Origin of the sequence: Paenibacillus sp. FSL L8-0663 (assembly GCF_038008125.1) — a bacterium.
Classification (GTDB): domain Bacteria; phylum Bacillota; class Bacilli; order Paenibacillales; family Paenibacillaceae; genus Paenibacillus; species Paenibacillus polymyxa_D.
Window position 1 is genome coordinate 901,956 of the sequence record NZ_JBBOYM010000001.1, and the last position, 26,435, is coordinate 928,390.

Sequence of the window (26,435 nt, forward strand, 5' to 3'; positions counted from 1 at the left end):
TACATCCAGACAGGAGAGAAGGATACATGAAAACACGTAAAAAAGGGTTCTTGGTAACTATACTTATGGCTCTGGCATTGTTCAGCCTTGTGCTGAGCGCTTGCGGTACTAAGCCAGAAGCTTCTAATACTAGCAATGGAGCGGGTAGCAGTAATGTGGCAGCGAGTAACCAGCTCGAAGCAATCAAAAAGGCTGGTGTAATGAAGGTAGGCATGATGGGTACCTATCCGCCGTACAATTTCTTGAACGATAACAAGGAATTGGACGGATTTGATGTGGATATCGCCAAAGAATTGGCGAAGCGGATTGGAGTGAAACCGGAGTTCACGGCACAAGAATTTTCGGGACTGGTTCCAAGTTTGCAAAAGAAAAAATTCGATGCAGTGATTAGTCAGGTGACGATTACAGAGGATCGTAAGAAGGCCATTGACTTCACAGAGCCTTATATCACAAACAATGTAAACATTATCGTAAACAGCAAAACAAATGATATTACCAAGCTGGAGGACTTTAAAGGCAAAACCATTGGTGTCGGCTTGGGAACGAATGATGAATCTTATCTGCGGAATGAAGTACTGCCGAAGGTAGGCGATTTTGAGATTAAAACATATGATGATGTCATTACTTCCTTAAAGGATCTAAACTCTGGACGTATTGACGCAACAATCAACAATCTGTATGCTCTCAAGCCCATTATCGATAAAAACGGGTTCCGAATTAAAGCCGTAGGCGAGCCGATTAAATCGGATCAAGCGGGTGTAGCCATTAACCAGAAAACTCCTGAGCTCAAAGAAGCCTTGAACAAGGCTTTGAAGGAAATGAAGGAAGACGGCACTTACAAAACAATTTTCAAAAAATGGTTTGGCGAGGAGCCAAAAGAATAACGTAAGCCTGTTAGAGGCGTCTGGCTCCAGTCTTGGCTTTTATGCTGACATGGGGCCACTCGTCTGAAAGAAGGGGATATAACCAATGCTTGAATTAATGTGGGAGAACGTCCCTTTTTTATTAAAGGGTGCTTATTATACGCTATATATTACGATTGTCTCTATGTTTTTTGGTCTAATCATTGGTTTGGTTGTAGCGGTGGCCCGGTTGAAGGGGAATCGACCCGTTCGATGGCTGGCGCGCATGTATGTATCGATCATTCGGGGGACGCCGGTTTTGGTGCAGATTGCAGTCATTTATTATGGACTGGATGATTATGGAATATCATTCGGATCGCTGACGGCTGCTTGTCTGGCACTCAGTATTAATACAGGTGCGTACTTGTCGGAGACGTTCCGTGGAGCTATTTTGGCCGTACCCCAGGGTCAGACCGAGGCAGCTTATGCGACGGGAATGTCGCCCGGTCAAACGATGTGGCGTATTATTCTTCCTCAGGCGGTACGCATTGCAATTGCACCGATGGGGAATACATTTGTGGGTATGCTTAAAGAAACGTCGCTGGTGTCGGTGATCGGGGTTAGTGAATTGATGCGACAGGCACAGCTTTTACAGGCGCAATATTTGCTCTATATGCCGTTTCTGCTCGAAATTGGCCTGATGTACTGGATTATGAGCATTGGATTCTCCGCTATACTGGAGCGGGTGGAAAAGCGACTGGCTCGAGCTTATTAAGGTGGAGATGATAGATGATGATAACAACAAACGGATTAGGTAAACGATTCGGACAGGTAGAGGTCCTAAAAAGCATTGATTTTCGGGTTGCCGCTCGTGAAATCGTCGTATTACTCGGCCCGAGCGGTTCAGGTAAAAGTACCTTGCTGCGCTGCCTGAACGGTCTGGAAGAGCTGTCTTCCGGCAAGTTTGAGGTGAATGGGATTGAGGTCGATGCTGCGGCTCCCGTTCGTGTCCGCCAAGCAGCCATTCGTGATATTCGCAAACAGACGGGGATGGTGTTCCAGCAATTCAATCTGTATCCGCACAAAACCGCAATCGGCAATGTCATTGAAGGACTGCTGACCGTAAAAAAAATGCCGCGCGACAAGGCTATGTCCATCGGACAAGGGTTGTTGGAGCGGGTGGGGTTATCGGACAAGCAGGATGTACATCCTTCACGTCTGTCCGGTGGACAGCAGCAACGGGTAGCCATTGCGCGTGCGCTGGCGATGGACCCGGCGATTATGCTGTTCGACGAGCCGACATCGGCGCTTGATCCCGAGTTGGTAGGGGAAGTACTGGGTGTTATGAGAGAGTTGGCTCAAGACGGAATGACGATGGTCGTCGTTACTCATGAGATGAAATTTGCTCGCGAGGTGGCGGACAAGGTCGTATTTATGGCAGATGGTATCATTTTGGAGGAGGCAGCGCCACAGGCGTTTTTTGACACTCCCCAGCATGAGAGGACACAAAAATTTTTACGCCAAATCAGTGAATTTTAAAGTAAGATCGAGGATGAATCATAGATTATTAAGATGGAAAGAAGGCCTTTGAACATGAAAGTATCTACAACTTGGCACGGCAAACGCGCGTTTACTTCGGAGGGTCCATCCGGTTATTCCGTTGGGATGGATGCTACGGCGGCTTATGGCGGTGATGGTAAAGGGATGACACCCATGGAACTGCTGTTGGCGGGTCTGGCGGGATGTATGGGCATTGATATTACGATGATTTTGGATCGTTTCTTGTCGGACATTACTCGCATTGATATTGACGCAGAAGGTACGCGCAAGGAAGAAATGCCGACAGGCTTTACAGCGATTGATCTGACATTCTACGTAGATGGCGATATTCCGGATTACCGCGTATGGAAAGCGATTCAGATGGGTAAGGAAAAATATTGTGCGGTATCCGACTCCTTAAAAGCGGAAATTCGGATGCACCTCATATTGAATGGAACCGAAGTACCCTATCCAGCATAAAGGTCGAAGGGTAGTGAAAGAGAGTCAGCCTGTGTTATATACAGGAGGCTCTCTTTTTTATGTTATTTGAAAATATGACACGTAATGAAACTTTTTGTACTGTGTTTTCGTTTAAAATAGAAATTGAAATATAAAAATGGGAAAATAAACCTGTGTGTGAAGTGCATACGGGGGGAGGTAATAGTGAAACGAAAGCGCCTTATTGTGGTAGCAACTAGTTTGGCTACAGTACTCATCGTTATGGGTGTAGCGGCAGGCTTACTATCTTTCATGCAGAATCAAGTGGCTAATCCCCCGAATACCGTCCGGCCCACAACTGCGATTGCAGCTGACGTTAAGGAAGAAACGAAGGAACAGGATGCTACCACGCGTTTACTTCATTTTGTGGAGGCGAATGCAGAAAAAGTTTCGATTACGATTCTGAGAGATGGAAAAAAGCTGGCAGGTCAAGAGGAAAACCGGATGATGCCTTTGGCGAGCACCGTCAAAACAATCATTGCGATCGAATATGCCAAGCAAGCGGTGGTGGGTAAGATTAACCCGGACGGGAGAGTGAAGCTGATTTCACTGGAAAGGTTTTATTTGCCGGATTTGGATGGTGGTGCTCATACGGCGTGGCTACAGAATATGGAGGCGAAAGGGCGGATACGGAATGAAACTGTATCTGTACGAGACGTCGCCAAGGGGATGATTCAATTCAGTTCCAACGCCAATGCGGAGTATTTAATGGACAAACTGGGGGTGGATGCGATCAATCGGACGAGAGCCAAAATGGGGCTGCAAAATCATGATCCCATTTATCCGTTTGTATCCTCCATTTTGATTCCCTACGAATGGATGAAGGAGAGACAAAGTGAGAATTGGAATAATACAAAGAATAATATTTCTGCCAAAGAAGCCATCCAGGTGATGTCTGATACGGAATTTCGCCGATATGCCCGCGTGATTCATAACAAGCTGCGCCGTGATGTGAGTGGTTCTTACAAGAGAAACGCAGATATTAAGACTTGGTATGATCAGGATTATGATCGTATCAATACGGATCGCTTTATAGCTTCAACGACAGCCGATTATGCCTCTTTAATGAGTAAGCTGAATCGTCGTCAAGGGTTCACAAAAGCTGAGCAAAAGTTATTGTCCGAGGTCTTGGAGGAACCATTTATGGTTCTTCCTGAAGACCAGCAATCCATGAAACATATGGGGCAAAAAGGTGGCTCCACGGCTTATGTTTTGACACTGGCCATGTATGCGACAGATAAGGAAGGGCATACGACAGAACTAGCTGTCTTTTTTAACGATTTGGACCCAAGCACAATTGCCAGCTTTCCCGAAATGATAAATGATTTTAAAAAGAGGCTACTGCATGATGAATCGTTTAGAAAAGAAGTTAATCGTCGTATCGGTGTACAGGTGGAGAGGTAGAGCAGCTAAACGCTAGGGTATAGTGCAGCGCTTAGCTGCTCTGCGCAACTCCTTATCTTAATCCTATCCGCTGCCTTTTTGTTTGCGTTCCCGCAGCAATAGATACAAAAAATATGGCGCGCCAATGACGGCTGTCACGATACCAGCGGGAATTTCGAGCGGCGGCTTCAGACCTCGTCCCAGCGCGTCAGCAAGGACGAGAATCAGGGCGCCGATCATCGCCGAACCGGGCAATAGATAGCGGTGGCGATTGCCAAATAACCGCCGTGCCAGATGCGGTGCCAGCAGTCCGATAAAGCCGATGGAGCCGATGGCAGCGACACAGGAGGCAGCCAAGGCGACTGACACAGCGAGCAGTCCTGTACGCACACGCTTCACGCTAAGACCCAGCCCAGTAGAGCTTTCCTCATCTAGGCTCATAATATCCAGCTTGCGCTGTAGTGCATAGGCGAGAGGCAGCAACACGATTAACCACGGCAGTAGCCCATACACTTCGTCCCAGCCTTTGCCCCACAGACTTCCAGCTAGCCAAGTGAGCGTGTCGCTGGCTTCGAGTGGATACTTGACGAGTATATAATCGGTCGCAGCCTGAAAAATAGCGCCCACCGCCAGGCCGGTCAAGGCTAGCATATTGGGACGCATGCCTCCCTTCATCGAAAGCTGCACGAGCAACAGAGCAGCTAATCCGGCACCGACAAAGGCGGCTACAGGCAATAGCGCCACTGGGGATGAGGGCAGCAGTACGATGACAAGAACCGCCGCAAAGCCGGCCCCTTTGGATACACCTACCACATCTGGCGAGGCTAGCGGGTTGCGGATCATGCCTTGCAGCAGAACCCCGGCAACTGCCAGCCCAGCTCCGGCCATGATGGCCAGCAGGCCGCGTGGCAGCCGATAATGGTGAACGATGAACCAGGAAGAGGCATTCCGATCCGTCAGTGCTGTGATCAGCTCAGAGGGCGTAATGTAGGTGCTGCCCACGCCTATAGCTATAAAAGCAACACCCAGCATTAGTGCGAGTAAAATCCACAGTTTTTTCATCGTGAAGCCCTCCCGTTCTTATGCGCCAGATATAAAAAGAAGGGCGCACCCACCAGCGCGGTTACAATGCCAACGGGCGATTCATAGGGAAATGCAATGAATCGCCCAAGCACGTCTGCATATGTCAGCAGCAGAGCTCCGCAAATTGCAGACAGGGGAATGACCCGTTTGTAATTGTCACCTGTAAACATCTTGATGATATTCGGTACCATTAGGCCCACAAAGCCGATGGACCCGGCTACCGCTATGGCAGAGCCTGCCAGCATAATCACTGAGGCCGAGGCGAGTAGACGAACAAGACGTACGTTTTGTCCCAATCCCTGTGCGACCTCCGTCCCGAGGCTCAGTACAGATAGCGAGGGGGCCAACGCCAGCGCAAGGATCATACCCACGGCGAACCATGGCAGCACCAGACGCGTGTCGGCCCAAGTCGACCCGTCGATGGCTCCGGCGAGCCAATACAGCACATCAGATATTTGCTCGTTGAACACGAGCAGTCCTTGGGTGACGGAGGCCAGCAACAGATGCACGGCCATCCCGGCAAGGGCCAGCTTGACCGGCGTCATGCCCGCCGTTCCGGCCAGCGCGTATACGAAGGAGCCGCCTGCGATGGCCCCGGCAAAAGCAAAATAAATGCTGCCGGACGATCCGATATTCGGCAGCAGCACGACGGACAGCACGACAGCCAGCGAAGCGCCTGAGCTGACCCCGAATACCTGCGGCGAAGCCAGCGGGTTGCGCGTGATGGCCTGCATCAGGGCTCCAGCCACGGCAAGCCCGGCCCCGACGATTAGGCCAATAACGGCACGCGGTAGGCGTACCGTCAAGACAATGAGCTGATCCTTAGACGGATGCTCGGTGAACAGCGCAGTCAGCATGGTGGGGATGTCCATCCTGACTGGGCCAATTGCCACGCTGAGCAGAAATCCAGCCAGCAACGCAGCGATAAGTGCAAAGAAGACCGGCTTATTCAGCCGGTCGCGTGAGGCTTGTCCGATCAACGGGAGCCGTCTCCTTTACTTTGCGCGGGATACAGAAGCGAAATGGCTTGCTCCAGTATTTTTTCGGCTGAGCCGAGTCCACGGTACCGGGTCCACAGTGCCCGGTTTACTTCGTAAACTTCCCCTTTTTTGACGGCCGTAATGTTTTGCCAAAGCGGGTTTTGCTTCCATTCCGCAATCAGCTTCTCATCGGCCTCCACCAAAAAGATCACATCAGGATCCGCTTGTGAAATCTGTTCCAGTGTCAGCTTGACGGTAGGCTCGCTTGTATTTTGAAGGGCATTGTGGATACCCGCTTGCTCCAGTAGTTGTCCATCAAAGGATGAAGCGCCGTGAGCCGATAGTGAATCAGAACGGAATACCCCTAGCAATACGCTACGTGGCTCACCAGTTTTGATGCCTTCCTTCAACTTTTCCATTGTAGCTTTATGCGTAGCGAGAATTTGCTCGCCTTTTTCCTTCTCACCTAACGCATCGGCGATGACACCGAAGGATGCCAAGTTTTGTTCATAGGAGGAATTGCGGCTCTTTAGAACAATGGTCGGAGCAATCTCGCTTAGTTCTTTGTATATGCTTTTATGACGATTCAGATCGGCAATAATCAAATCCGGCTTCAGGGAGCTGATCGTTTCCAGGTTTGGCTGTTTGCGTGTGCCTACTGGTGTGAAGTTGATTTTCTTGCCCAGCAGCCCATCAATATCATCGTCATTTTCCTGAGCTATACCGACAGGAGTTACGCCCAGCTGGGTTGTGGCATCGACAAAAGAGAATTCCAGGGTTACGATTCTTTTGGGTTTACCCGTAACTTTGGTTTCTCCCATCTCATGTTTAATCATTCGAGTGTCGCCTGTTGCTTGAGGTGCTGCTGCGCTGTTATTTTGTGACTGGCTTCCACATCCCGCCATAATGACCGTCAGTAGTGCCAGGGTCATTGCAAGCAGCATGCCTGTGCGCAGTGGTTGTTTCGGTGTTGCCATATGTTATCCCCCGTTCCAGTATGATTATCAGAGAAACTGATAATCATTATCAATCAACTAACTGTTGATCATTCTAGCAATCGGGAAGGAGGACGTAAATAATGTGGTCATTTAAACCGTTTTGATCGATTAAGTGAATTAAATTCAATAAAATTATGAATAGGAGGAGGGGAAAGTACCAGGACATCAGAGTTGGGTGGGTTATACATCCCTCCGCTGTCGGCGATAGATACGCTCCGGTCTGCCGACGGTTCCGTACACCTGATCGTGGTGCGCGTCGCCACTTTCCACTAAATACTCCAGATACCTTCTGGCTGTAGAACGGCTCATACCCAACTCAATTCCCACTGTACCTGTAGTCACCTCACCCCGTCGATTCAGGAGATCTAGCACTTTGTCGCAAGTTACTTTATCGATGCCTTTGGCCCATAGTTCTCCGACTCCGTTCCCCGCCATCCGACCGGTGCCCGCGCTTTGAAGCAAACTGTCAATTTCAGATTGCTCGACTGTGGATTGTTCCTCTTGCCATGTTGTGATTTGTCGCCGAAACCGGGCATATTCCTCCAAGGTCGCACGCAATCTCTCGAATATAAGCGGCTTTACGATAAAATCAAACACGCCTGCTCGAACGGCTTGTACCACTGTTTCAGCTTCTTTGGCGGCGGTCAGCATAATAACATCTGTACCTGGATAGTGTTGCTTGATGAACGATAGCAGGGTTAGACCATCCGTATCAGGAAAATAAACATCCAGCACGACTAGAGGAGGACGGAGCACGTCCAATTGAAGTTTTGCCTCAAATTCGTTCGTCGCGATTGCACATACGGTGAACCCGTCTACCTTTTCAATAAATCGGCGGTTAATCTCCGCAATTCGCGAATCGTCTTCAATAATAAGAACCTCAATGTCCGATAAAACCCGCTCATTCATGCGTGTAATCTCCTTTTGCATCATTACTCGTATCTGTTCTATGTAAAGGAATGTATACCTCAAAAATACTTCCTCCACCAGGCCGTTCGTGCACTTCTATAGAGCCGCCCATTCGTTCAGTGTACTCCAGCACGAGAGCAAGGCCATATCCATGTCCTGCTTCTGCTTTCGTCGAAGCTCCTATGACAAACAGCTTTTCTTGGATATCGTCCGAAATTCCCGATCCGTTATCTGCAACTTCGACGATGATGGCTTCAGTCGTTTCTTCAAGCCGGAACCAGACCTGTCCGTCAGAGATGGAGGACATCGCAACAGCTTCCATGGCATTGTCCAGCAGGTTTCCGGCTATGGAAGCGAGAAAGGACCACTCCAACGTAGGAGACTGGGTTGAGAATGCTCCTTTAATATCAGAATGGAGTAAAATCCCTTTTTCCAGCGCCTGTTTCTTCTTACCGATCAGTAGGCTGGCGATGATTGAATCAGGCAGGAGAGCTGTGGCAATCGGCCTGTGTACACGATATTCCTCTGACTCCTGTGTGATAAAGTCCACTGCTTCGTCATAACACTCCAACTGAATCAGGCCGGATATGAGATACAGCCGATTGGCGTATTCGTGTGTTTGTGATCGCAGTACTTCCGCGTAATCTTTGACCTCTGTCAACTGTTGTGTCATGTGGAGCAGTTCGGTCTTGTCACGCAGACTGGCAACCGTGCCCATGATGCGGCCGGAACGATCCTGGATCGGCACACGGCTGACGACTACAATTCGCTGCTGGACCTCAATTTCCTCATTCCATATGTACTGTCCCTGATCTGGCCCCGTCGTTGAATGCTCTACTGTGTAATCGGCAACAAGCATATCAACCAGTACATCCGGAACACCCGTCAAATGTCGAAGGTCGCATCCGTAGATAGAGGTTTCCGACGGGAGTCCGATCAAGCGAGCTGCCTGTGGATTGGCAAGTGTGATTTGTCCATGGCTATTCACCGCAATAATTCCTTCGCCGATGGACTCAATAATGGCTTGCTTTTCCTGGTACAGCCGTCCGATCTCCACTGGCTCCAGTCCATGCAGTGCGCGTCGTACCCTTTGCGCTATAACCAGGCTTCCCAATATGCCGATCATCAGCGCGCCCACCATTAACCAGAGCCATGCATATGTGTATGTACGAATATTTTGCTGCACATCTGTCATTAAAAAACCTACAGAGACGAGCCCGATGGCCTTACCTTGCTGATCATAAACGGCAGTTTTGGCGCGCAGTGACGGTCCAAGAGAGCCCGTCGATTCCGTGATAAAGGACTGCCCTTGCAGTACCTTATCATTCATGGGGTCTATCATAGGCGTGCCGATGCGCTCCGGGTTTACATGCCACTGCCGGATGAGATGACGATCAGCAATAGTAATAAAATCAGCGCCGCTACTGGCCTGGACGGGCTTTATGACCTCGTTGATACGTGAACGCAATTGCGTCGTCTCGGTCTGCTCCAGAGCGTCTATGACCTGCGCATCTACGGCGAGGGTATTGGCGACGGTGAGCGCCCTTTCTCCGATTTCATCATATAGAGCGGAGGTGATCATATATCGAAGGGATAATCCCAACAGCCCGGTAACTACCAGTACTAAAAGGGATATAAATACCATTAGTTTTGTCTGAAAACGCACATGCCTCACCGCCGTTAAACAAAATATAGGAGGGACGGATCAGCTGATCTTCTCCCCCATATGATCTATTTTACTGTATTACAGAAACGCCCGCACTTTTATTCTGTCGAAAGAATGGTCTATAATAGAAATAGTTACATAATACGAGGAGGAACATAATATGATTATTATTCATGCCGATATGAAAGTTTTACCTGAAAAAAGAGAGACTTTTCTGCAACAAACCCAAGGGCTGATCAGCGCATCCCAAGCTGAAGAAGGCAATGTACGTTACACGTTAATGCAGGATCTGAATGATCCCAATGCATTTACGATGGTTGAAGAGTGGAAAGATGCTGCTGCTGTAGATTTCCATAATAATTCTGCCCATTTTCAGGCATTTGTTGCCGCGGCTAAAGAATTGTTGGCTGCTCCACTTCAAGTGAATGCTTTTCAGGATGCAACTAAACTGTAATCATCCCGTTGGATAATTCATAATCAGGAACAGGAGGAATAGACATGGGGAACATTGCGGATACAACTGTACTGAATAACGGAGTTCAGATGCCTTGGCTTGGTTTTGGTACTTACAAGGCGGAAGGCAATGAGGTCTACGAAGCGGTCAAAACAGCTATTGAGGTCGGTTACCGTCACATTGATACAGCGGCGATCTACGGCAACGAGGAGCTGGTTGGACAAGCCATTCGTGATAGTGGGACGCCTAGAGAAAATCTGTTTGTAACCACCAAGCTATGGAATCAGGATCAGGGCTACGATTCAACCCTGCGTGCCTTTGAGGAAAGCCGTAAGCGGCTGGGTCTGGATATCATTGATCTGTATCTCATTCATTGGCCTGGCAAGGATAAGTACAAGGAAACCTGGAAGGCATTCGAACGACTGTATGAAGAAGGAAGCGTACGCGCTATCGGAGTTAGTAACTTCCAAGTTCACCATCTCGAAGACCTCCTCAAAGACAGCAACATGGTTCCTGTCATCAATCAAGTGGAGCTTCACCCACGTCTGACGCAGCAAGAGCTGCATCAATACTGCCGGGAGCACCAGATTCAGCTTGAATCGTGGAGTCCGCTGATGAAGGGGAAATTAACCGAGCAAGCGGACATCGTTGAGATTGCTGCCAAATACGGTAAAACCTCTTCGCAGGTTATTTTACGTTGGCATCTGGATCGGGGGATTGTGACGATTCCCAAATCTGTAACCGCGCATCGTATTCACGAGAATGCTGATTTATTCGATTTTGAATTGACGACTGAGGATATTGACCGAATCAATGGTCTTCATCTGGATGAGCGTGTAGGCACCCATCCCGATAAACTGTTGTTTTAAATAAATATTCACTTGTAAAAAAGAACCTCCCATTCTGCGTTTATCGCGGTTTGGGAGGTTCCTTTTTTAGGTTCAGGTGTGGCTTTGTCTATTTACTTGCTTAGCTTACGATACAACAAGTAAGAATAGAGTACAGGAGAGATAACGGATATGATCAGTACGGTTAGGAAAATGACTACTCCCGCCATTCCACCGATCCATGCCGCCACCAACGCTGAAGCACCGCCAAGCATCATCATAGGCCCCCCGAAACGGTGCGTTTTACGCCATACCTCGGGGTTAGACAGAGTCCACGGCGTGCGGATACCGAACGTATAGTTCGGCTGTACCTGAGTCATATAATTCCCCATCACCATCAGCATCAGGCCTATTAACCCTAAAATTATAGCATTCATTTGCAGTCGTATATTCAGGTTATACAGCAGCATTCCCCATCCAGCTACAGCGAGAACTACAGAAACACCTGCACGCGTAACTTCATAGGCTTTTGAAAATTTCTCATAATTAGCTCTGTTGGGGTCCATGTGGCGTGCCAATCGAATGACCATCGGGACTAGGCCCAACAACACGAGCATGATAATAGAACCACTTTTGCTCGTATACCCGTCTGCTGTATTGTTAAAGTTAATATGCGAGGCTAGAACATTGGGAAGCCGGTCGTACAGCAGTATAGCGCCTATGGCGGGTGATAAGGCAATCAAAGTTGTCAAAACATCCGTCAAGCTCCAAGGTGTTCGAAATTTCATTCAGATTCCTCCCCATCCTTAATATGATTCACATTTTTCCTGGCAGGGGTATCGGAGTGGGCTATACTGAACATCCAACCGATGACATCCGCCACAACCGTTGTATGCAGGGTGTATATAATGTTTTGCCCCTGTCGTTCATCCAGCACCAGCCCAGCCTGCTTTAGGATATTGAGATGGTGGGAGATGCTGGGTTTGCTAATTTGAAAATGTTCAGCTACTTCGCCTGCGCTCATGCTTTTTTCCTTTAAAAGCTGCAAGATTGTACGCCGGGTCGGATCAGCCAAAGCTTTGAAGGCATCGTTCAAAATACATTTCCTCCTTTAGATATTTAGATAATATTCTAAATATCTAACACCATAGTAAAATACAGCTATACTACATGTCAATGGAACAAGACATCATTTTAGAAAAAATTAACGAGGTCAATTATGTTTGTATAAAGTAGTGAAATGGGCTATAATCAATTTATACAAAAATAAGATTCTTAATTTAAAGTTAATTAGAGGAGGGAATAGATATGAAACACGTCTTTCGTAAAGGAAATGATCCGCAAGCCCCGGTTATTTTGCTGTTGCATGGTACAGGCGGGAATGAACAAGACTTAATACCTTTGGCTGAGATGGTAGCACCGGGAGCTTCTGTGTTAGGCGTAAGAGGAAATGTGCTGGAAAATGGGATGCCGCGTTTCTTTCGCCGTTTGGCAGAAGGAGTGTTCGACATTGAGGATCTCGTATTTCGTACCAAAGAACTGAGCGAATTTGTGGACACAGCTGCAGAGCAATACGATTTTGACCGTAATAACGTGGTGGCTCTGGGCTATTCCAATGGTGCAAACATAGCCGCCAGCATGCTCTTTCACGATGCAAAAGCGTTACGCGGAGCTATTTTGCACCATGCAATGGTGCCGTTGCGTGGGCTGGACTTGCCTGAATTGAACGGTGTCCCTGTATTTCTGTCTTCCGGTGAAAATGACCCGATTGTTCCGACTTCGGAATCCCGGGAGCTGCAAGCATTATTGGAGGGAGCCGGAGCGCAGGTGGAAGCATATTGGGAACGCAATGGTCATCAATTGACCCGTACAGAAGCTGCCGCCGCAGGCCAATGGTTTGGAGAGCATTTTAATCTGAGTGGAGAGCAGATTTAAATACCGGATAAGTTAAAATGTTGAGGATAGGGCGAGTAACCTGGTTAAAATCATTGCCCAAAAGAGTCGACTGCTTGTAGGCTGTCGGCTCTTATCCTAGCAGCATTCCTCCAGTTGCCCCCACAAGAACTACCACCCAGGGCGGCAGCTTCCAAAAAACCAGCATCACAAACAAAATGACCGCCAGAGCAAAGTCTATTGGCTTCAGGATGGCGGTAGTCCAAAGCGGATCATACAGCGCAGCCAGCAAAATACCAACCACAGCTGCATTCACTCCTACCAAAGCCCTTTGGATTTTCGGACTGTTTCTTAATTTATTCCAGAACGGAAGTACGCCGACAACAAGAAGAAATGCTGGCAAAAAAATGGCGAGAGTAGCAATCATCGCTCCTGGTAACCCCCAGGCCATAGCTCCAAGGTAACCTGCAAAGGTGAATAACGGCCCTGGAACGGCTTGCGTAGCTCCGTAACCTGCCAAGAAATTCTCTCGGCTAACCCATCCAGTTGGAACAACTTCCCTCTCCAAAAGCGGCAATACCACGTGTCCCCCACCAAATACCAAAGAGCCTGAACGAAAAAAGCTATCGAACAGCGTTAACCATCCCACTTCCTCTGAGGATCTAAGAAGCGGAAGTGCCACAAGCATTGCAACAAATACAATCAAGGAGCAGACCGCAAAAGTTCGGCTAATCGCAATTTGAAGATTGGACGTAATCTCCGCCTCTTGCTTTCGAAAAAGCCATAACCCGATAACACCAGCAGTAACAATGATTAGAATTTGACTGTAAGCTGTATGCCAGGACAACGTAATCACGGCGGAAATCACGGCAATTGTCGCCCTATCCCGATCAGGCGTCAGCTTCTGTCCCATACCTAGAATAGCATGGGCCACAATCGCAACAGCTACGATCTTTAATCCGTGAATCCACCCCGCACTCGCTATATCGTATCCTTGAAGCAAGAAAGCAAACGCAACTAACACAAGAAACGACGGCAGTGTGAAACCAATCCAGGCAGCAAGTCCTCCAAGTAATCCTGCTCTTACAACCCCAATTCCAATGCCAACCTGACTACTGGAAGGACCAGGGAGAAACTGGCAGAGGGCTACAAGATCGGCGTAACTTGCTTCATCCATCCACTTTCGGCGACGTATGTATTCATCATGGAAGTATCCTATATGTGCAATCGGTCCTCCAAAGGAAGTGAGTCCTAATTTTGCGGACACCATCAGCACTTGAAGAAGAGTGGCTAATTGTCCCCTTAGCGGCTCTTGCTTATTCGTTTCCATAAACGGGGCTCCTTTTCTCATATCTTCTAACTTTAATATAACTGAATAATGTAATCTAAATTACTCCATTTTATTAATTTGGCTCAGGCATGCATAAAATGATCCGATAGCGATCAAGCTACGGATTAGCGCTCTACTGAGCGACCCCATGATTAGGAGGCGACAAAGGAATGGCAAAACCAGATAATCGAGCCGATAATGTTGAACATTTGCAACAAAGTATTCAGAACACACAGCAGAACCTGCATGAAGCTGAAGGATATCTGAACGAATTTTCCTCTGAAATCAGCAACGAGGAACGTAAGCAGATCGAAGAAAAAAATAATCGTCGTAAAGAAAGTATTAGATCATTTCGGGAAGAAGTTAAGGACGAAGCAGCTCATTCCCAAGAATAGTTAAAAGAACGAGGCCCAACTTCGAGTTTCAATTCGAGTGGGGCCTCTTTTTATGCAAAAATCATCATAACCGCATTCAATTCATTTGCCCCCTATAATGCAATGGAGACGCTAATCGGCGTTGAAAAAAATATTTTATAAATAATGTTGTTGTAAACTAATTTGTATTGATGTTAAATAATAAAAGAAAGCGCAATCATTTATGAATTAGGATTTCATCATGCGAAGGGGGAAGGATATGCTGCTGCGAAGAAAAAGCATGGCTTTGATGCTTATGGCGGTGGTTTTGATGGCTGGACTGCTGCAAGGCTGTTCTTTCAAGACCGATGAAAAGGAAGGGCCGGGAACAGAACTTGTATTATGGACGTTCAATGAACTGCATGAGAAGTTTTTTCTGCAAATGGCTGACCAATGGAACCAACAGCACCCTGATGAATTGATTAATTTGAAAGCGAATACATTTCCTTATGACAACCATCACAGCAAGCTGTCGATTGCACTGCAATCGGGGGTGGGAGCGCCGGATATCGCGGATATCGAGGTGAACAAGATCGGTAATTTCCTCAAAGGGATACCGCAACTGGTCCCGCTCAATCCGGTGATTGACCCCGAGATCAATAACATTGTACCTTCCAGAGTACAGATTTACGGCAAAGACGGTAAATATTACGGCATTGACTTCCACGTTGGGGCCGAAGTGATGTATTACAATAAAGAGATTATGGATCAGGCGGGGGTAAACCCGGATTCCATCGTCACCTGGGCAGACTATGCTGCTGCAGGCAAGCAAGTACTTGCGAAAACAGGCAAGCCAATGGCGACCTTAGAAACGAATGACCTGTGGAGCTATTGGCCGATGATCTCCCAGCAAAATTCGGATTTTCTGGATGATAAGGGCGAGTTGACGCTGGATAACGCAACCAATATTAAAACACTTGAGTTTCTTCAACAGATGGTAAAAGACAAAGTCGCTATTCCCTCACCGGGCGGCGGGCATCATATGGAGGAATACTACGGGTTTATGAACAAAGGCGGGGCTGCTTCGGTATGGATGCCGATGTGGTACATGGGGCGTTTTACGGATTACATGCCTGACCTGAAAGGTAAAATTATCATCAGACCCATGCCGGCGTGGGAAAAAGGCGGCTATCGCTCAGCGGGTATGGGCGGAACCGGAACGGTAGTCACGAACCAATCAGAGCACCAGGATCTGGCGATGCGTTTTCTAGCCTTTGCCAAGCTGTCCAAGCAAGGGAATGTGGAGATTTGGAAGCAGCTAGGGTTTGATCCCATCCGCAGTGAAGTGTGGACAATGCCGGAAGCCAAAGCCAAAAACAAATTTACGGAGTATTTCGGAACAAATATTTTTGACACGCTGATCGAAGTCAAAGATGAGATCAATGCGGTGCATATTGGACCGAAAACGCCTGACATCGCCAGTGCTGTACGCAATAAAATACTTTATCGGACACTACAGAGTGGCGAAGATCCAGCCACGGTGCTGCATGAGCTAGCAGATGAACTGAGATAGACCCCAACAGGAAAGGGAGTGAGATTCATGGCAACGCCCGTTCATACGAACGCTAATGTACCGACAGGTCAGCCGCCAAAAACTCAGCGTCCGGCCAGAAGCCAATGGAGCCGATTTATTCATTCCAGTCGTACGGCACCGTATGTGTTTGTCCTTCCATTTTTACTGTCCTTTGCGTTATTTTTTGCCTATCCGGTCATCTCGACGGTCATTATGAGCTTCCAGGAAGTCCTGCCAGGGATAACAACTTATGTTGGACTGGAAAATTATAAGGACTTAATCAATCCTACGTTTGGAAAGGCGATATTGAATAGCGTCCTGTACACGCTGCTTACACTGGTCGTGCTGATTCCTCTGCCGCTGGTATTGGCAGTATTGCTGAATTCGCCTAAAATGCCGGGCAGAGGGTTGTTTCGCTCCGTGATGTTTATACCTGCACTAACCTCGGTGGTGGTAGCAGGAACGATCTTCCGCCTCATGTTCGGGGAATTGGATGGTTCGCTGATGAACTCCCTGTTGGGGGTCTTCGGTCTGGAGCCGTATAAATGGCTAATGAACGCCAACACCGGCTTTTTAGCGTTGATCGTGCTGGCCTTGTGGAGATGGTTGGGCGTAAATATGCTGTACTACATGTCGGGACTCCAGAACATTCCCCCCGAGTTGTATGAAGCTGCGCAGATTGATGGAGCCAGTCGATTCGATTCATTTTGGCGGATTACGATTCCTATGCTGAAACCAGTGACGATCTACGTATTTACGATTAGCATTTATGCGGGGTTGTCCATGTTCACGGAAAGCTACATGTTGTGGAACGGAAATAACTCCCCGAACGATATTGGTTTAACGATTGTTGGCTATCTCTATCGCCAAGGTCTGGAGCAGAACAGTATGGGCTTCGGAGCTGCGGTGGGCATTGTATTGCTCGTATTTACACTCGTGCTGAACCTGATCCAGCTCAAATTTTTCGGCATGTTCCGGAAGGAGGATTAAGCGATGGCTCAGAAACAAAAAGGCTCATTATCCGCATTGCTCGTTGTCCTGTTCATTCTGTTTGCCGGGTTTGCCCTGTTTCCGCTATTTGCCGTGACGCTTGCCTCGTTCAAGCCATCTACGGAGCTGTTGCGCTACGGCTTGAATCTTAAGCTGGAGTGGGACATCATGTCCTTGAAAAACTATGCGTTCATCTTTCAGGGGACGACGGATTATTTTCAATGGTACTGGAACAGTATTGTTATTACCGTCTTGTTTACGGTGTTATGTCTGATATTGTCCGCGATGGTGGGCTATGGTCTGGAGATGTACCGTTTTAGATTGAAAAATGTGATTTTCACACTGGTGCTGGTTGTAATGATGATTCCGGTAGAAATTATCATGCTGCCGCTCTACAAGCTAATGATCGGCATGAAGCTGATTAATACAGTATGGGGTGTAATTCTACCCTTCGTCGTCGCGCCGATCCCAATCTTTTTCTTCCGTCAATATTTGAGTGGAGTACCCAAGGATTTTATGGATGCTGCGCGGGTTGACGGCTGTTCAGAATATGGCATTTTCGTACGCATTATGATGCCTCTAATGGCGCCTGCATTTGCGGCAATGGCTATTTTGCAGGCGATGAACAGTTGGAATAACTTCCTGTGGCCGATGATTGTATTGCGGACCAACGACATGCTGACACTGCCCATTGGACTGTCCAGTCTGCTGACGCCATATGGCAACAATTATGATGTGCTGATCGCGGGCTCCGTTTTGGCTATTTTACCGATTCTGGTCGTGTTTCTATTCTTCCAGCGTTACTTTATTGAAGGAATGACGGCAGGTGGAGTAAAAGGGTAATCGGAAAAGGTATTCAATGGAGCGATTGAATACAAGAAATGTGCAACCTCAGAAAGGGCTGATCGGGCATTGATCCCGGTCTGCCTTTTTTTTAGATTCGATTGATTTTCATTCTCATTTTCATGCTATCATCTGCACAAGCTATGAGTAAACGTGGTATGATATTTGAAAGATTTCAAATACAGAAATATTCAGGCGGAGCGTGGAGAACCTATGGAACCAACAGAAACCCAGAAAACCGACCCGGCCATGGCGTCAACCGTTGGCATGGAGGATATTGTACGAGCGCATCATATGCTGCGTGAGGTGATTGTACGTACACCTTTACAGAGGGATGCCGTCCTATCGGCCAAATATAACTGTAATGTGTATCTGAAAAGAGAGGATCTCCAAGTCGTGCGGTCCTTTAAAATCCGTGGTGCTTACAACATGATTCGTAGCTTGACTCCCGGACAAATGGAAAAAGGCATCGTGTGTGCGAGTGCAGGGAATCATGCGCAAGGTGTGGCTTTTTCATGTAATGCACTTGGTATCCACGGTAAAATATTTATGCCGAGTACAACGCCCAATCAGAAGGTGAAGCAGGTTCGTCGCTTTGGGGGAAACAGTGTAGAGGTCATTTTGACCGGAGATACGTTTGACGATGCTTATGATGAGGCCATGAAGGTGTGTAGCGAGCAGGCAATGACCTTCATCCATCCGTTTGATCAGCCGAAAATTATTGCGGGCAATGGTACGATTGCGATGGAAGTGATGGAGAGTCTAGATACACCTATGGATTATGTGTTCGTAACGATTGGCGGCGGCGGTTTGGCGGCAGGCGTAGGTACGTATGTTAAAACCGTGAGTCCATCCACCAAGGTAATTGGTGTGGAACCCCTTGGCGCGGCGTCGATGACGGAAGCGATGCGTTTACACAAGGTGGTTACACTGGATCAAATAGATAAGTTTGTTGACGGAGCTGCGGTGAAGCGTGTGGGTCAGCTGACATACGATATTTGTAAACATACCTTGGACGATATTGTGAAGGTACCGGAAGGTAAAGCATGTACCGCGATTCTGGAGCTGTATAATGAAAATGCGATTGTTGTGGAGCCTGCGGGTTCACTGCCTGTTGCAGCACTTGATCTGTACCGCGAGCAGATTCAAGGCAAAACGGTTGTCTGTATCGTCAGCGGTGGTAACAACGATATAGATCGAATGCAGGAGATTAAGGAACGGTCCCTAATTTACGAAGGACTGAAGCATTATTTTATGGTGAATTTCCCGCAAAGAGCTGGGGCACTGCGTGAGTTTCTACAGGATGTGCTTGGACCGGACGACGATATTACTAGGTTTGAATATACGAAAAAGAATGATAAGGAAAATGGACCAGCTCTGGTCGGCATTGAGCTGTTCCACAAGGAAGACTATTTTCCTTTAATTGAACGAATGAACCGCAAGGGGCTTAAATATACGGAACTGAATAAAAACGAAAATCTATTTAATATGCTAATTTGAAAAGGAGCCTGCGGGCTCCCTTTTTTGTATCAGGATTTTGCAAAATCCTCGTATGTAAAGCGTTATGCGTAGTTTATAAATTTCTTTTTATTTGAAATAAAGCGTTTACAAAATAGAATGTGATAGGTTAATATATGGGTAACTTCATAAGTATAAACACTAATGTAATAGGTGTGTCACCTGAATTTCATTATAAGATACTCATTCGGAGGTGCGAAAGAAATGTTGAAAGCATGGAAAAAATCAGTACGGAGTAAATTGACCCGAACGGCGTTTGCTGCTGTAACCTCGGCTGCTTTGTTACTTTCAGTGATGCCATCTGCATCCGCAGAGCACTGGGCGTTAACTGGTGATGTGGCAGTACATGATCCGTCCATTACGAAAGAAGGCAACGCTTGGTATATTTTCTCCACAGGGCAGGGGATACAGGTTCAAAGATCGGACGACGGACGCAATTTTTACAGATTGCCGCAAATATTCCTGTCGCCGCCATCATGGTGGAAATCGTATGTACCTAAGCAAAAGCCTAACGATGTGTGGGCACCGGACGCTCAGAAGTACAATGGACGTGTCTGGGTTTACTATTCCATTTCTACTTTTGGGTCACGCACTTCGGCCATTGGATTGACTTCAGCAACAAGCATTGGCGCGGGGAGCTGGAGAGATGATGGACTCGTGCTGCGTACGACGGATGCCAACGATTATAATGCGATTGACCCGAATCTCGTCATTGACGCTTCCGGTAACCCGTGGCTTTCCTTTGGTTCATGGAATTCAGGCTTGAAAGTGACTCGATTGGACAAGAATACGATGAAGCCTACGGGGCAGATCTATTCTATCGCCAAGCGTACGGCGGGTGGTTTGGAAGCGCCCCATGTTACATACCGCGATGGGTATTATTATCTGTTTGCTTCCATTGATAACTGCTGCAAAGGCGTAGATAGTAATTATAAGATTATTTACGGTCGCTCTACTAGTATTACTGGACCGTATGTGGACAAGAGCGGCAAAAGCCTGATGGACGGTGGCGGAACGATACTGGATGCGGGGAATGACCGTTGGAAGGGACCGGGCGGCCAATCCGTCTATAACAACAGTGTGATTGCGCGTCATGCCTATGATGCCACTGATAAAGGAAATCCAAAACTTCTGATTAGTGATTTAAAATGGGATTCGGCAGGCTGGCCTACGTACTAAAGAGAGGACCGTTTGGAGTCACCTATGTAGTAAAATCATATAGATATATTCAAAAACTGTTCCTCTTATGGGGAACAGTTTTTGGCTTGCAATGTCATAGAAACATGCTATTATGTATCAAGTTGATAACAATTATCATTATCGTTATTGTTTTGGAAAACATAATGATTTTTTCAGGTACGGAGGGAGTGACCTCACCAAATGCAGTCTAAAGACAGCATGGACAAACATACAGCTCGGACAGAGAGGGCAGTTCCTGAAGTAGTCATAACAGCACGTCCAGTACTTCGAGCGGGTAGGATTCGGCAGGCGTTGTTGTTCACAGCTTCGGCTGTATTGTTGGGTTTGGCCATATTCGCCGCCATTTCTCTCGGAGCCAAGGACTTGACCGTAAGCACCGTGTGGTCGGCAGTATTTCACTATGATCGTTCGCTGATGACACATCAGATCATTCATGAGTTGAGATTGCCGCGTGTACTCGGTGCAGCTGTTATTGGAGCTGCGCTTGCGGTTGCAGGTTCTCTGATTCAGGGCATTACGCGCAACCCGCTGGGAGATACAGGTGTGCTGGGCATTAACGCAGGAGCGATGTTTGTAGTTGCAGTGAGTTTTGCCTTTTTTCCCGATCTTCCTTATGGGACGTTAATAGTATTGTCGTTCCTGGGGGCGCTGATGAGTACCTTACTGGTATTTGGTCTGGGAGCATCTGCACCGGGAGGATTGACACCTATGAGATTGACGGTGTCTGGAGCTGTGACGGCTGCCTTGTTAGGTTCCATGACTTCGGGGATTGCGATTTATTTTGATCTAAGTCAGGATTTAGCCTTCTGGTATGCGGGTGGTGTAGCCGGGATTAAATGGTCGCAGCTTGAGATCCTTGCACCGATTTTACTTATTGTGATCGCCTGGTCTATGGGGCTGGCACGTTCCATTTCGCTGATTTCGATGGGCGATGAGGTGGCATTAAACCTTGGGTTGAATCTCAGGCGTATCCGGCTTTTGGGTCTGCTGACTGTAGTGGTACTGGCCGGACTCTCTGTATCGGCTGCCGGAGCCATCAGCTTTGTAGGTTTGGTTATCCCACATATCGCTCGCAAGCTAATCGGTGTGGATTATCGCCAGATCGTGCCGCTGTCTGCGTTATTGGGAGCCGTGTTACTGGTGCTGGCAGATTTGGGAGCGAGAATGGCAAATCCGCCAGAGGAGCTAGCTATTGGAATTATGGTGTCTTTTATCGGAGTACCCTTTTTCCTCTTTCTCGCCCGTAAGGAAAGGAGGGATTTATAGTGAGTCGCTCTTTAGGGATTGGGGACACAAGAACGAAAAAGGCTTGGTTCGTTTGTTTGGTATTGGCGGGAATCAGCTTTGCCGTCCTTGTTTTGGGTTTGAATACCGGAACGATTCGTATTCCACCGCTACGCGTGCTGGATACGTTGTTTAGCGGTGGCAGCGGACGTGATCATATCGTTCTGTTCGAGTATCGTCTGCCTCGTATTGCTGTAACGGTGCTGGCTGGAGCGGGACTAGGCGCAGCCGGGGCGGTCATGCAAGGCTTGTCACGGAACGCACTTGCTGATCCGGGAGTGCTCGGTCTTCATGCAGGGGCTGCGTTGGGACTGGTGATGTTCGTTAGCTTTTTTCGCGACTTGGACGGTTCGGCCGCCGTCCTGATTCCCTTGTTTACCTTTGCAGGAGGTGTCATTGCGGCGGTGCTGATTGTTTTGTTGTCCTATAGCCGTAACAGAGGAATCGTGCCAGTGCGTCTGATTTTGTCCGGTATCGGTGTAGCCTCGGGCCTTAGCGCTATAACGCTGTATTGGTCGTTGCGGCTGGATGAGGATACATACGCATTTACCGCACGTTGGTTGGCTGGCAGCGTTTGGGGCCGGGACTGGATACATGCAGCAGCTTTGCTGCCTTGGTTAGTCATTGTATTACCCTACGTTCTGTCGCAGACGCGCAGTCTGAATAACCTGTCGTTGGGCGACGAGACCGCAGCTGGAATCGGTACAAGTGTGAAGCGCCAGCGCCTATTACTGCTGGGCGCAGCCGTGGCTCTATCCAGTGCCAGCGTATCCATGGCCGGAGGCATTGGCTTTATCGGGCTCATTGCGCCTCATCTGGCTCGCCGCCTGGTTGGGCCGATGTACCAGCATTTGCTGCCAGTAGCCTGTTTGGTCGGGGTCGTCATTCTGGTCACCGCCGACACGATTGGGCGTTCGGTGTTTCAGCCAAATGCGATTCCCGCAGGTGTGGTGGTTGCTGTGGTAGGAGCTCCGTATTTTTTATTCCTGTTGTCCCGAACAAAATGACAGAAGAGCCTTCTATAATGATCATTATAATGTAGAGTTCTATAGCATAGGAGAGAATAAACATGAGAAAACACAGATTTGAGGGTTCAGGTTTTAAACGTTCATGGGTAGTCACAACTCTTGTTGTATGCATGATCATGCTATCTGCTTGCGGACAAGCAGCCGACAAACAGACTGCCGATACGAAAGCGGCGGACAGTGCGCAGACAACTATTAGTGCGGATTCGCGTATTGCTTCGATGTCTATTCATTTGACGAACAACCTGCTGGCATTGGGCATTACTCCGGCTGGTTCGGTCATTGGCGGAGATGTGAAGGATTTTCTGCCCCATGTAAAAGATCGTCTTCAAAGTACCCGTAAGCTAGGTGTTGTCACTGACCCGGATATGGAAGCGGTACTGGAGCTTCAACCTGATCATATTTTCTTGGACAAAAAATATTCGGGAACCGATGTGGCCAAGTTTGAAAAAATTGCGTCGACCGACGTTTTTGATCTGGATGAAGGCACATGGAAGGATCAATTGAAAAAAATAGCCGTTATGGTCAAACATGAAGCACAGGCAGACGCATTTCTAAAAGACTATGATACACAGAGGGAACGAGTCAAAAAGCTGATTCATTCAAAAATTGGGGACGGAACGGTTATGGCTGTACGTGTGACGGCGAAAGAGGTTCGTGTTATGGGGATGAAGCGTCCGGTAGGACCGCTGTTATATCAGGATTTGGGCTTGAAGCCAGCCAAAGGTGTAGAAAAGATCAACAAGGCTTATCAGGTGGTTTCCCAAGAGGTTTTACCGGATTATGATGCCGATGCGATTCTTGTTATCATCAGTAAAGGCGCGGATGCCCAAAAGGTATACAAGCAGCTGGAAGGAAACACAGTATGGCAAGGTCTCAAAGCGGTGAAGCAAGGGCATGTCTACATGTTGGACGGACAGCCTTGGCTGGACTATTCCGCAATGGGACACAAAATGGCTCTGGATAATGCAGAACAACTATTTTCCAAATAAGTTCTAAAGTATATCAGCCGTATTCCTCCATGCAGCTTCTTGCAGACCAGGAATACGGCTTTTTGGCGCACACCCAAGCTATAAGTCGGTTGCCTGATCGAAATGAAAAGGAGCTGCTATGATCCAAAATGAGGCAGCTCCATATAATGAAAATTGCGGGCTATGAACGTTTTTTACGCAGAAAAATCGGTTTGAGTCCAATAAAGCCGATGGCGGCGAGAATTAAATTTACCCAAGGTGAGATCCTGAATACTGGCAGTACACTGCGCAGCGCTAGTCCGGCGACAAGAATCACGACAACTAACACAACATACATCAAGATGGATTTAAGATTCATCTGGGGCTTTACAGGGGCGTGGTCTGGATGTTGTGTCTCCTCGCCTTCTTCGGGACGATCCATAAAATTCATCAGGGCTTCAACGAGTAGAATGGCTCCTGCGGCAATGATGATAAGAGTGGATAGGCTGATTTCTTCAAAGGGTTTGAGATTTCCACCAGTAAAGGTGACAAACCATCCGATAATTGCTTGTGTCAAAAAAAACATAGACAAGGCAATCCATGCAATAAGCGCATAATTTTTTGCTTTATTCATTTCTTCCTCCTGCTTTATGAGCGTATCCCGGGCTGATGGAACCGCCATTTCGTAACAAAGACAGTATACGTGAGGAAGCGTCGGATGGCAAAAGACTTTATCAATAGCATGTATATTACCGCTGCATTCTCCTCAAACTGGATAAAGGGTGAGCACATGGAGCAACCTGAATATAAACGTTGAGAGGATGTGGCATCATGAAACTGGAGAACCAGGCAGATTATTTAGTCCAAAAACGACTGGGAAACGCTTCGAATGGGAATAGCAGGGCGGCCTCATCTACAAATGTGAGTCACCGGAGCGTTCAAGGAACATCTCCAACGTACCGTATACTGGATGATATTGAAGTGGCTGAGGATACAGAATTTGCAGGTGAGCTAGGTGCACAGAACTACCGCAGCCTGTGGCATGAGGATGAACATAACGGCGAATCTTGTAAACTGCAGTGGGAAGGACGAACGGAGACCCACCAAATGTTCAGGAACAGCTACGAATAACGAATGTCACTTTAAATGTAGTGGATTCACTCACATAAGTGTAGTATAGCGTTCTCCGGAATCGCATCGGGGAGCGCTATTTGTTTACTTTTTTAACGATGTGAACTGACAGGTTGACAAGGAAGCAGGGCGATGATAGACTGACTTTACTATAAAACTTATTAAACTTATCGGAATTAAAGTGAATAAATATCCTGGATGGATATTCCACGTTACTATATGAGTTCGAATTCATAAATGTGTAGTGAAGCTTGAAACAGGGGGAATCAGGATGGAACGGCAAATTGGAATTCGTTTTGAACATGAAGAGCTGGCCGCAACAATTCATTATCCAAATCGTACAAATGAGGGAGAGCGTCAGAGACGAGTTCCCCTCGTTGTTATATGTCACGGTTTTGTAGGCAATCGTATCGGCGTAGATCGATTATTCGTCAAGACTGCGCGTGAACTGGCCGAAGGGGGATATTTTGTCCTGCGCTTTGATTTTGCCGGTTGTGGGGAAAGCACAGGTGAATACGGCAAGCAGGGGCTCGAGTCCATGATTAATCAGACACGTACCGTATTGGATTACGCCGTCAATTGTGCGGACATTGACCCTACCAAGGTGACGCTGATCGGTCACAGTCTGGGGGGCGCGGTTGCCCTTCTCACAGCCGTACGGGACAAGAGAGTACAAAATCTGGTCCTTTGGTCAGCAGTGGGCTATCCGTTCAATGACATCGTCAAAATTACGGAGCGAAGCGTGTACGATGAGTCTGTTAAAACCGGTCATGCCGACTATTTGGGCTATAAGTTTACGCCTGCTTATTTTGAGTCGTTAGCTCAATTTCAGCCGTTCCAGGAGGCCGTTAAATTTAACGGGGATGTGCTCGTCATTCATGGAACCTCGGATGATATTATTCCTGTCGATTATGCATTTCTGTTTCAAAAGATATTCTGGATGCGTCCAGAGGGACGCTGTGATAAAGAGATTATTTTCCAGGGAGATCACACTTTCTCGTCAGGTAAAGAGCGGCAACGGCTCATTGATCGGACGCTTGAATGGCTGGATGAACAGGAAAATATTCAACGTGATTGGCAGCACTGGATGATCTGATTTCAGTGTGTAACGGATTGTATTGGAAATTGCGCCTCCGCCGGAGTAAAATGGAAGAGTAACACTATAC

General features: G+C 47.6%; 28 protein-coding genes. 19 read left to right on the forward strand and 9 right to left on the reverse strand.

Features of this window, described 5'->3' with window-relative positions; translation table 11 throughout:
* The first annotated feature begins 26 nt into the window (after nt 1–26).
* The 5 genes from MKY75_RS03995 to MKY75_RS04015 all read left to right on the forward strand — a co-directional run bounded on the left by MKY75_RS03995 (nt 27) and on the right by MKY75_RS04015 (nt 4,283).
* Nucleotides 27–884 (forward strand): transporter substrate-binding domain-containing protein, encoded by an 858-nt coding sequence (locus MKY75_RS03995; RefSeq protein WP_318628209.1) that lies wholly within the window; start codon nt 27–29, stop codon nt 882–884.
* An 85-nt stretch (nt 885–969) separates the two neighbouring features.
* Nucleotides 970–1,617, forward strand: a complete 648-nt coding sequence (locus MKY75_RS04000) for an amino acid ABC transporter permease (RefSeq protein ID WP_013308808.1) — start codon at nt 970–972, stop codon at nt 1,615–1,617.
* A gap of 14 nt (nt 1,618–1,631) precedes the next feature.
* The gene (locus tag MKY75_RS04005) at nt 1,632–2,381 is read left to right on the forward strand and encodes an amino acid ABC transporter ATP-binding protein (RefSeq protein ID WP_340884374.1); all 750 of its coding nucleotides are present in this window, start codon (nt 1,632–1,634) and stop codon (nt 2,379–2,381) included.
* 54 nt (nt 2,382–2,435) lie between these two features.
* On the forward strand, nt 2,436–2,861 hold the full coding sequence (locus MKY75_RS04010) for an OsmC family protein (RefSeq protein WP_340884378.1): 426 nt from the start codon (nt 2,436–2,438) through the stop codon (nt 2,859–2,861).
* Between the two features lie 183 nt (nt 2,862–3,044).
* The gene (locus tag MKY75_RS04015; protein WP_340884381.1) at nt 3,045–4,283 is read left to right on the forward strand and encodes a serine hydrolase; all 1,239 of its coding nucleotides are present in this window, start codon (nt 3,045–3,047) and stop codon (nt 4,281–4,283) included.
* Nucleotides 4,284–4,346: 63 nt separating this feature from the next.
* On the opposite strand, the gene MKY75_RS04020 is transcribed toward MKY75_RS04015, so the two are convergent.
* From MKY75_RS04020 to MKY75_RS04040, 5 genes are all read right to left on the reverse strand, one after another.
* The gene (locus MKY75_RS04020; protein ID WP_340884383.1) at nt 4,347–5,324 is read right to left on the reverse strand and encodes a FecCD family ABC transporter permease; all 978 of its coding nucleotides are present in this window, start codon (nt 5,322–5,324) and stop codon (nt 4,347–4,349) included.
* Nucleotides 5,321–6,325 (reverse strand): FecCD family ABC transporter permease, encoded by a 1,005-nt coding sequence (locus MKY75_RS04025; protein ID WP_340884386.1) that lies wholly within the window; start codon nt 6,323–6,325, stop codon nt 5,321–5,323. The genes MKY75_RS04020 and MKY75_RS04025 overlap by 4 nt, the downstream gene beginning before the upstream one ends.
* Nucleotides 6,322–7,302 carry an ABC transporter substrate-binding protein gene (locus tag MKY75_RS04030; protein WP_340884393.1) on the reverse strand — a complete coding sequence of 327 codons (981 nt, stop codon included), beginning with the start codon at nt 7,300–7,302 and terminating at the stop codon, nt 6,322–6,324. Before MKY75_RS04030 ends, MKY75_RS04025 begins: the two co-directional genes overlap by 4 nt.
* A 201-nt stretch (nt 7,303–7,503) precedes the next feature.
* Entirely contained in the window at nt 7,504–8,232 is a 729-nt protein-coding gene (locus MKY75_RS04035; RefSeq protein ID WP_340884395.1) for a response regulator, read from the reverse strand.
* Nucleotides 8,225–9,877 (reverse strand): ATP-binding protein, encoded by a 1,653-nt coding sequence (locus MKY75_RS04040; protein WP_445671521.1) that lies wholly within the window; start codon nt 9,875–9,877, stop codon nt 8,225–8,227. The genes MKY75_RS04035 and MKY75_RS04040 overlap by 8 nt, the downstream gene beginning before the upstream one ends.
* A gap of 181 nt (nt 9,878–10,058) precedes the next feature.
* On the opposite strand from MKY75_RS04040, the gene MKY75_RS04045 reads away from it, so the two are divergent.
* Nucleotides 10,059–10,352 (forward strand): putative quinol monooxygenase, encoded by a 294-nt coding sequence (locus MKY75_RS04045; protein WP_013308817.1) that lies wholly within the window; start codon nt 10,059–10,061, stop codon nt 10,350–10,352.
* 44 nt (nt 10,353–10,396) lie between these two features.
* Nucleotides 10,397–11,221 carry an aldo/keto reductase gene (locus MKY75_RS04050; protein WP_340884398.1) on the forward strand — a complete coding sequence of 275 codons (825 nt, stop codon included), beginning with the start codon at nt 10,397–10,399 and terminating at the stop codon, nt 11,219–11,221.
* A gap of 92 nt (nt 11,222–11,313) precedes the next feature.
* Here MKY75_RS04050 and MKY75_RS04055 read toward each other — a convergent pair whose 3' ends face one another.
* On the reverse strand, nt 11,314–11,967 hold the full coding sequence (locus MKY75_RS04055) for an SdpI family protein (RefSeq protein ID WP_340884400.1): 654 nt from the start codon (nt 11,965–11,967) through the stop codon (nt 11,314–11,316).
* Nucleotides 11,964–12,275, reverse strand: coding sequence for an autorepressor SdpR family transcription factor (locus MKY75_RS04060; protein ID WP_029517140.1), 312 nt, complete (start codon nt 12,273–12,275; stop codon nt 11,964–11,966). Before MKY75_RS04060 ends, MKY75_RS04055 begins: the two co-directional genes overlap by 4 nt.
* 212 nt (nt 12,276–12,487) lie before the next feature.
* On the opposite strand from MKY75_RS04060, the gene MKY75_RS04065 reads away from it, so the two are divergent.
* Complete coding sequence (locus MKY75_RS04065) at nt 12,488–13,114, forward strand: alpha/beta hydrolase (protein WP_340884402.1); 627 nt, start codon at nt 12,488–12,490, stop codon at nt 13,112–13,114.
* Between the two features lie 91 nt (nt 13,115–13,205).
* Here the strand turns inward: MKY75_RS04065 and MKY75_RS04070 are convergent, their stop codons facing one another.
* A complete protein-coding gene (locus MKY75_RS04070; protein ID WP_165149941.1) occupies nt 13,206–14,402 on the reverse strand; it encodes a chromate transporter in 1,197 nt (398 codons plus the stop codon).
* Nucleotides 14,403–14,572: 170 nt separating this feature from the next.
* Between MKY75_RS04070 and tlp the strand changes: the two genes are divergently transcribed.
* The 9 genes from tlp (at nt 14,573) to MKY75_RS04115 (ending at nt 24,180) form a co-directional block, all read left to right on the forward strand.
* Nucleotides 14,573–14,797 carry a small acid-soluble spore protein Tlp gene (tlp, locus tag MKY75_RS04075; protein ID WP_013308822.1) on the forward strand — a complete coding sequence of 75 codons (225 nt, stop codon included), beginning with the start codon at nt 14,573–14,575 and terminating at the stop codon, nt 14,795–14,797.
* Between the two features lie 238 nt (nt 14,798–15,035).
* On the forward strand, nt 15,036–16,328 hold the full coding sequence (locus tag MKY75_RS04080; protein WP_340884404.1) for an ABC transporter substrate-binding protein: 1,293 nt from the start codon (nt 15,036–15,038) through the stop codon (nt 16,326–16,328).
* A gap of 27 nt (nt 16,329–16,355) precedes the next feature.
* A complete protein-coding gene (locus tag MKY75_RS04085; protein ID WP_029517137.1) occupies nt 16,356–17,318 on the forward strand; it encodes a carbohydrate ABC transporter permease in 963 nt (320 codons plus the stop codon).
* 3 nt (nt 17,319–17,321) lie between these two features.
* Nucleotides 17,322–18,161 carry a carbohydrate ABC transporter permease gene (locus tag MKY75_RS04090; protein WP_029517136.1) on the forward strand — a complete coding sequence of 280 codons (840 nt, stop codon included), beginning with the start codon at nt 17,322–17,324 and terminating at the stop codon, nt 18,159–18,161.
* Nucleotides 18,162–18,374: 213 nt separating this feature from the next.
* The gene (gene ilvA / locus MKY75_RS04095) at nt 18,375–19,661 is read left to right on the forward strand and encodes a threonine ammonia-lyase IlvA (protein WP_039272546.1); all 1,287 of its coding nucleotides are present in this window, start codon (nt 18,375–18,377) and stop codon (nt 19,659–19,661) included.
* 222 nt (nt 19,662–19,883) lie between these two features.
* Nucleotides 19,884–20,858, forward strand: a complete 975-nt coding sequence (locus tag MKY75_RS04100) for a glycoside hydrolase family 43 protein (protein WP_029517134.1) — start codon at nt 19,884–19,886, stop codon at nt 20,856–20,858.
* Nucleotides 20,859–21,059: 201 nt separating this feature from the next.
* Entirely contained in the window at nt 21,060–22,145 is a 1,086-nt protein-coding gene (locus tag MKY75_RS04105; RefSeq protein ID WP_340884407.1) for a FecCD family ABC transporter permease, read from the forward strand.
* Nucleotides 22,145–23,170 carry a FecCD family ABC transporter permease gene (locus tag MKY75_RS04110; protein WP_340884409.1) on the forward strand — a complete coding sequence of 342 codons (1,026 nt, stop codon included), beginning with the start codon at nt 22,145–22,147 and terminating at the stop codon, nt 23,168–23,170. Before MKY75_RS04105 ends, MKY75_RS04110 begins: the two co-directional genes overlap by 1 nt.
* 62 nt (nt 23,171–23,232) lie before the next feature.
* The gene (locus tag MKY75_RS04115) at nt 23,233–24,180 is read left to right on the forward strand and encodes an ABC transporter substrate-binding protein (RefSeq protein ID WP_340884411.1); all 948 of its coding nucleotides are present in this window, start codon (nt 23,233–23,235) and stop codon (nt 24,178–24,180) included.
* 160 nt (nt 24,181–24,340) lie between these two features.
* On the opposite strand, the gene MKY75_RS04120 is transcribed toward MKY75_RS04115, so the two are convergent.
* Nucleotides 24,341–24,772 carry a hypothetical protein gene (locus MKY75_RS04120; RefSeq protein WP_307354012.1) on the reverse strand — a complete coding sequence of 144 codons (432 nt, stop codon included), beginning with the start codon at nt 24,770–24,772 and terminating at the stop codon, nt 24,341–24,343.
* A gap of 197 nt (nt 24,773–24,969) precedes the next feature.
* Here MKY75_RS04120 and MKY75_RS04125 point away from each other — a divergent pair, with 197 nt between their 5' ends.
* Both MKY75_RS04125 and MKY75_RS04130 read left to right on the forward strand, forming a co-directional pair.
* Nucleotides 24,970–25,269, forward strand: coding sequence for a hypothetical protein (locus MKY75_RS04125; protein WP_340884414.1), 300 nt, complete (start codon nt 24,970–24,972; stop codon nt 25,267–25,269).
* Between the two features lie 271 nt (nt 25,270–25,540).
* Nucleotides 25,541–26,365, forward strand: a complete 825-nt coding sequence (locus MKY75_RS04130) for an alpha/beta hydrolase (protein ID WP_029517128.1) — start codon at nt 25,541–25,543, stop codon at nt 26,363–26,365.
* The last annotated feature ends 70 nt before the right edge of the window (nt 26,366–26,435 follow it).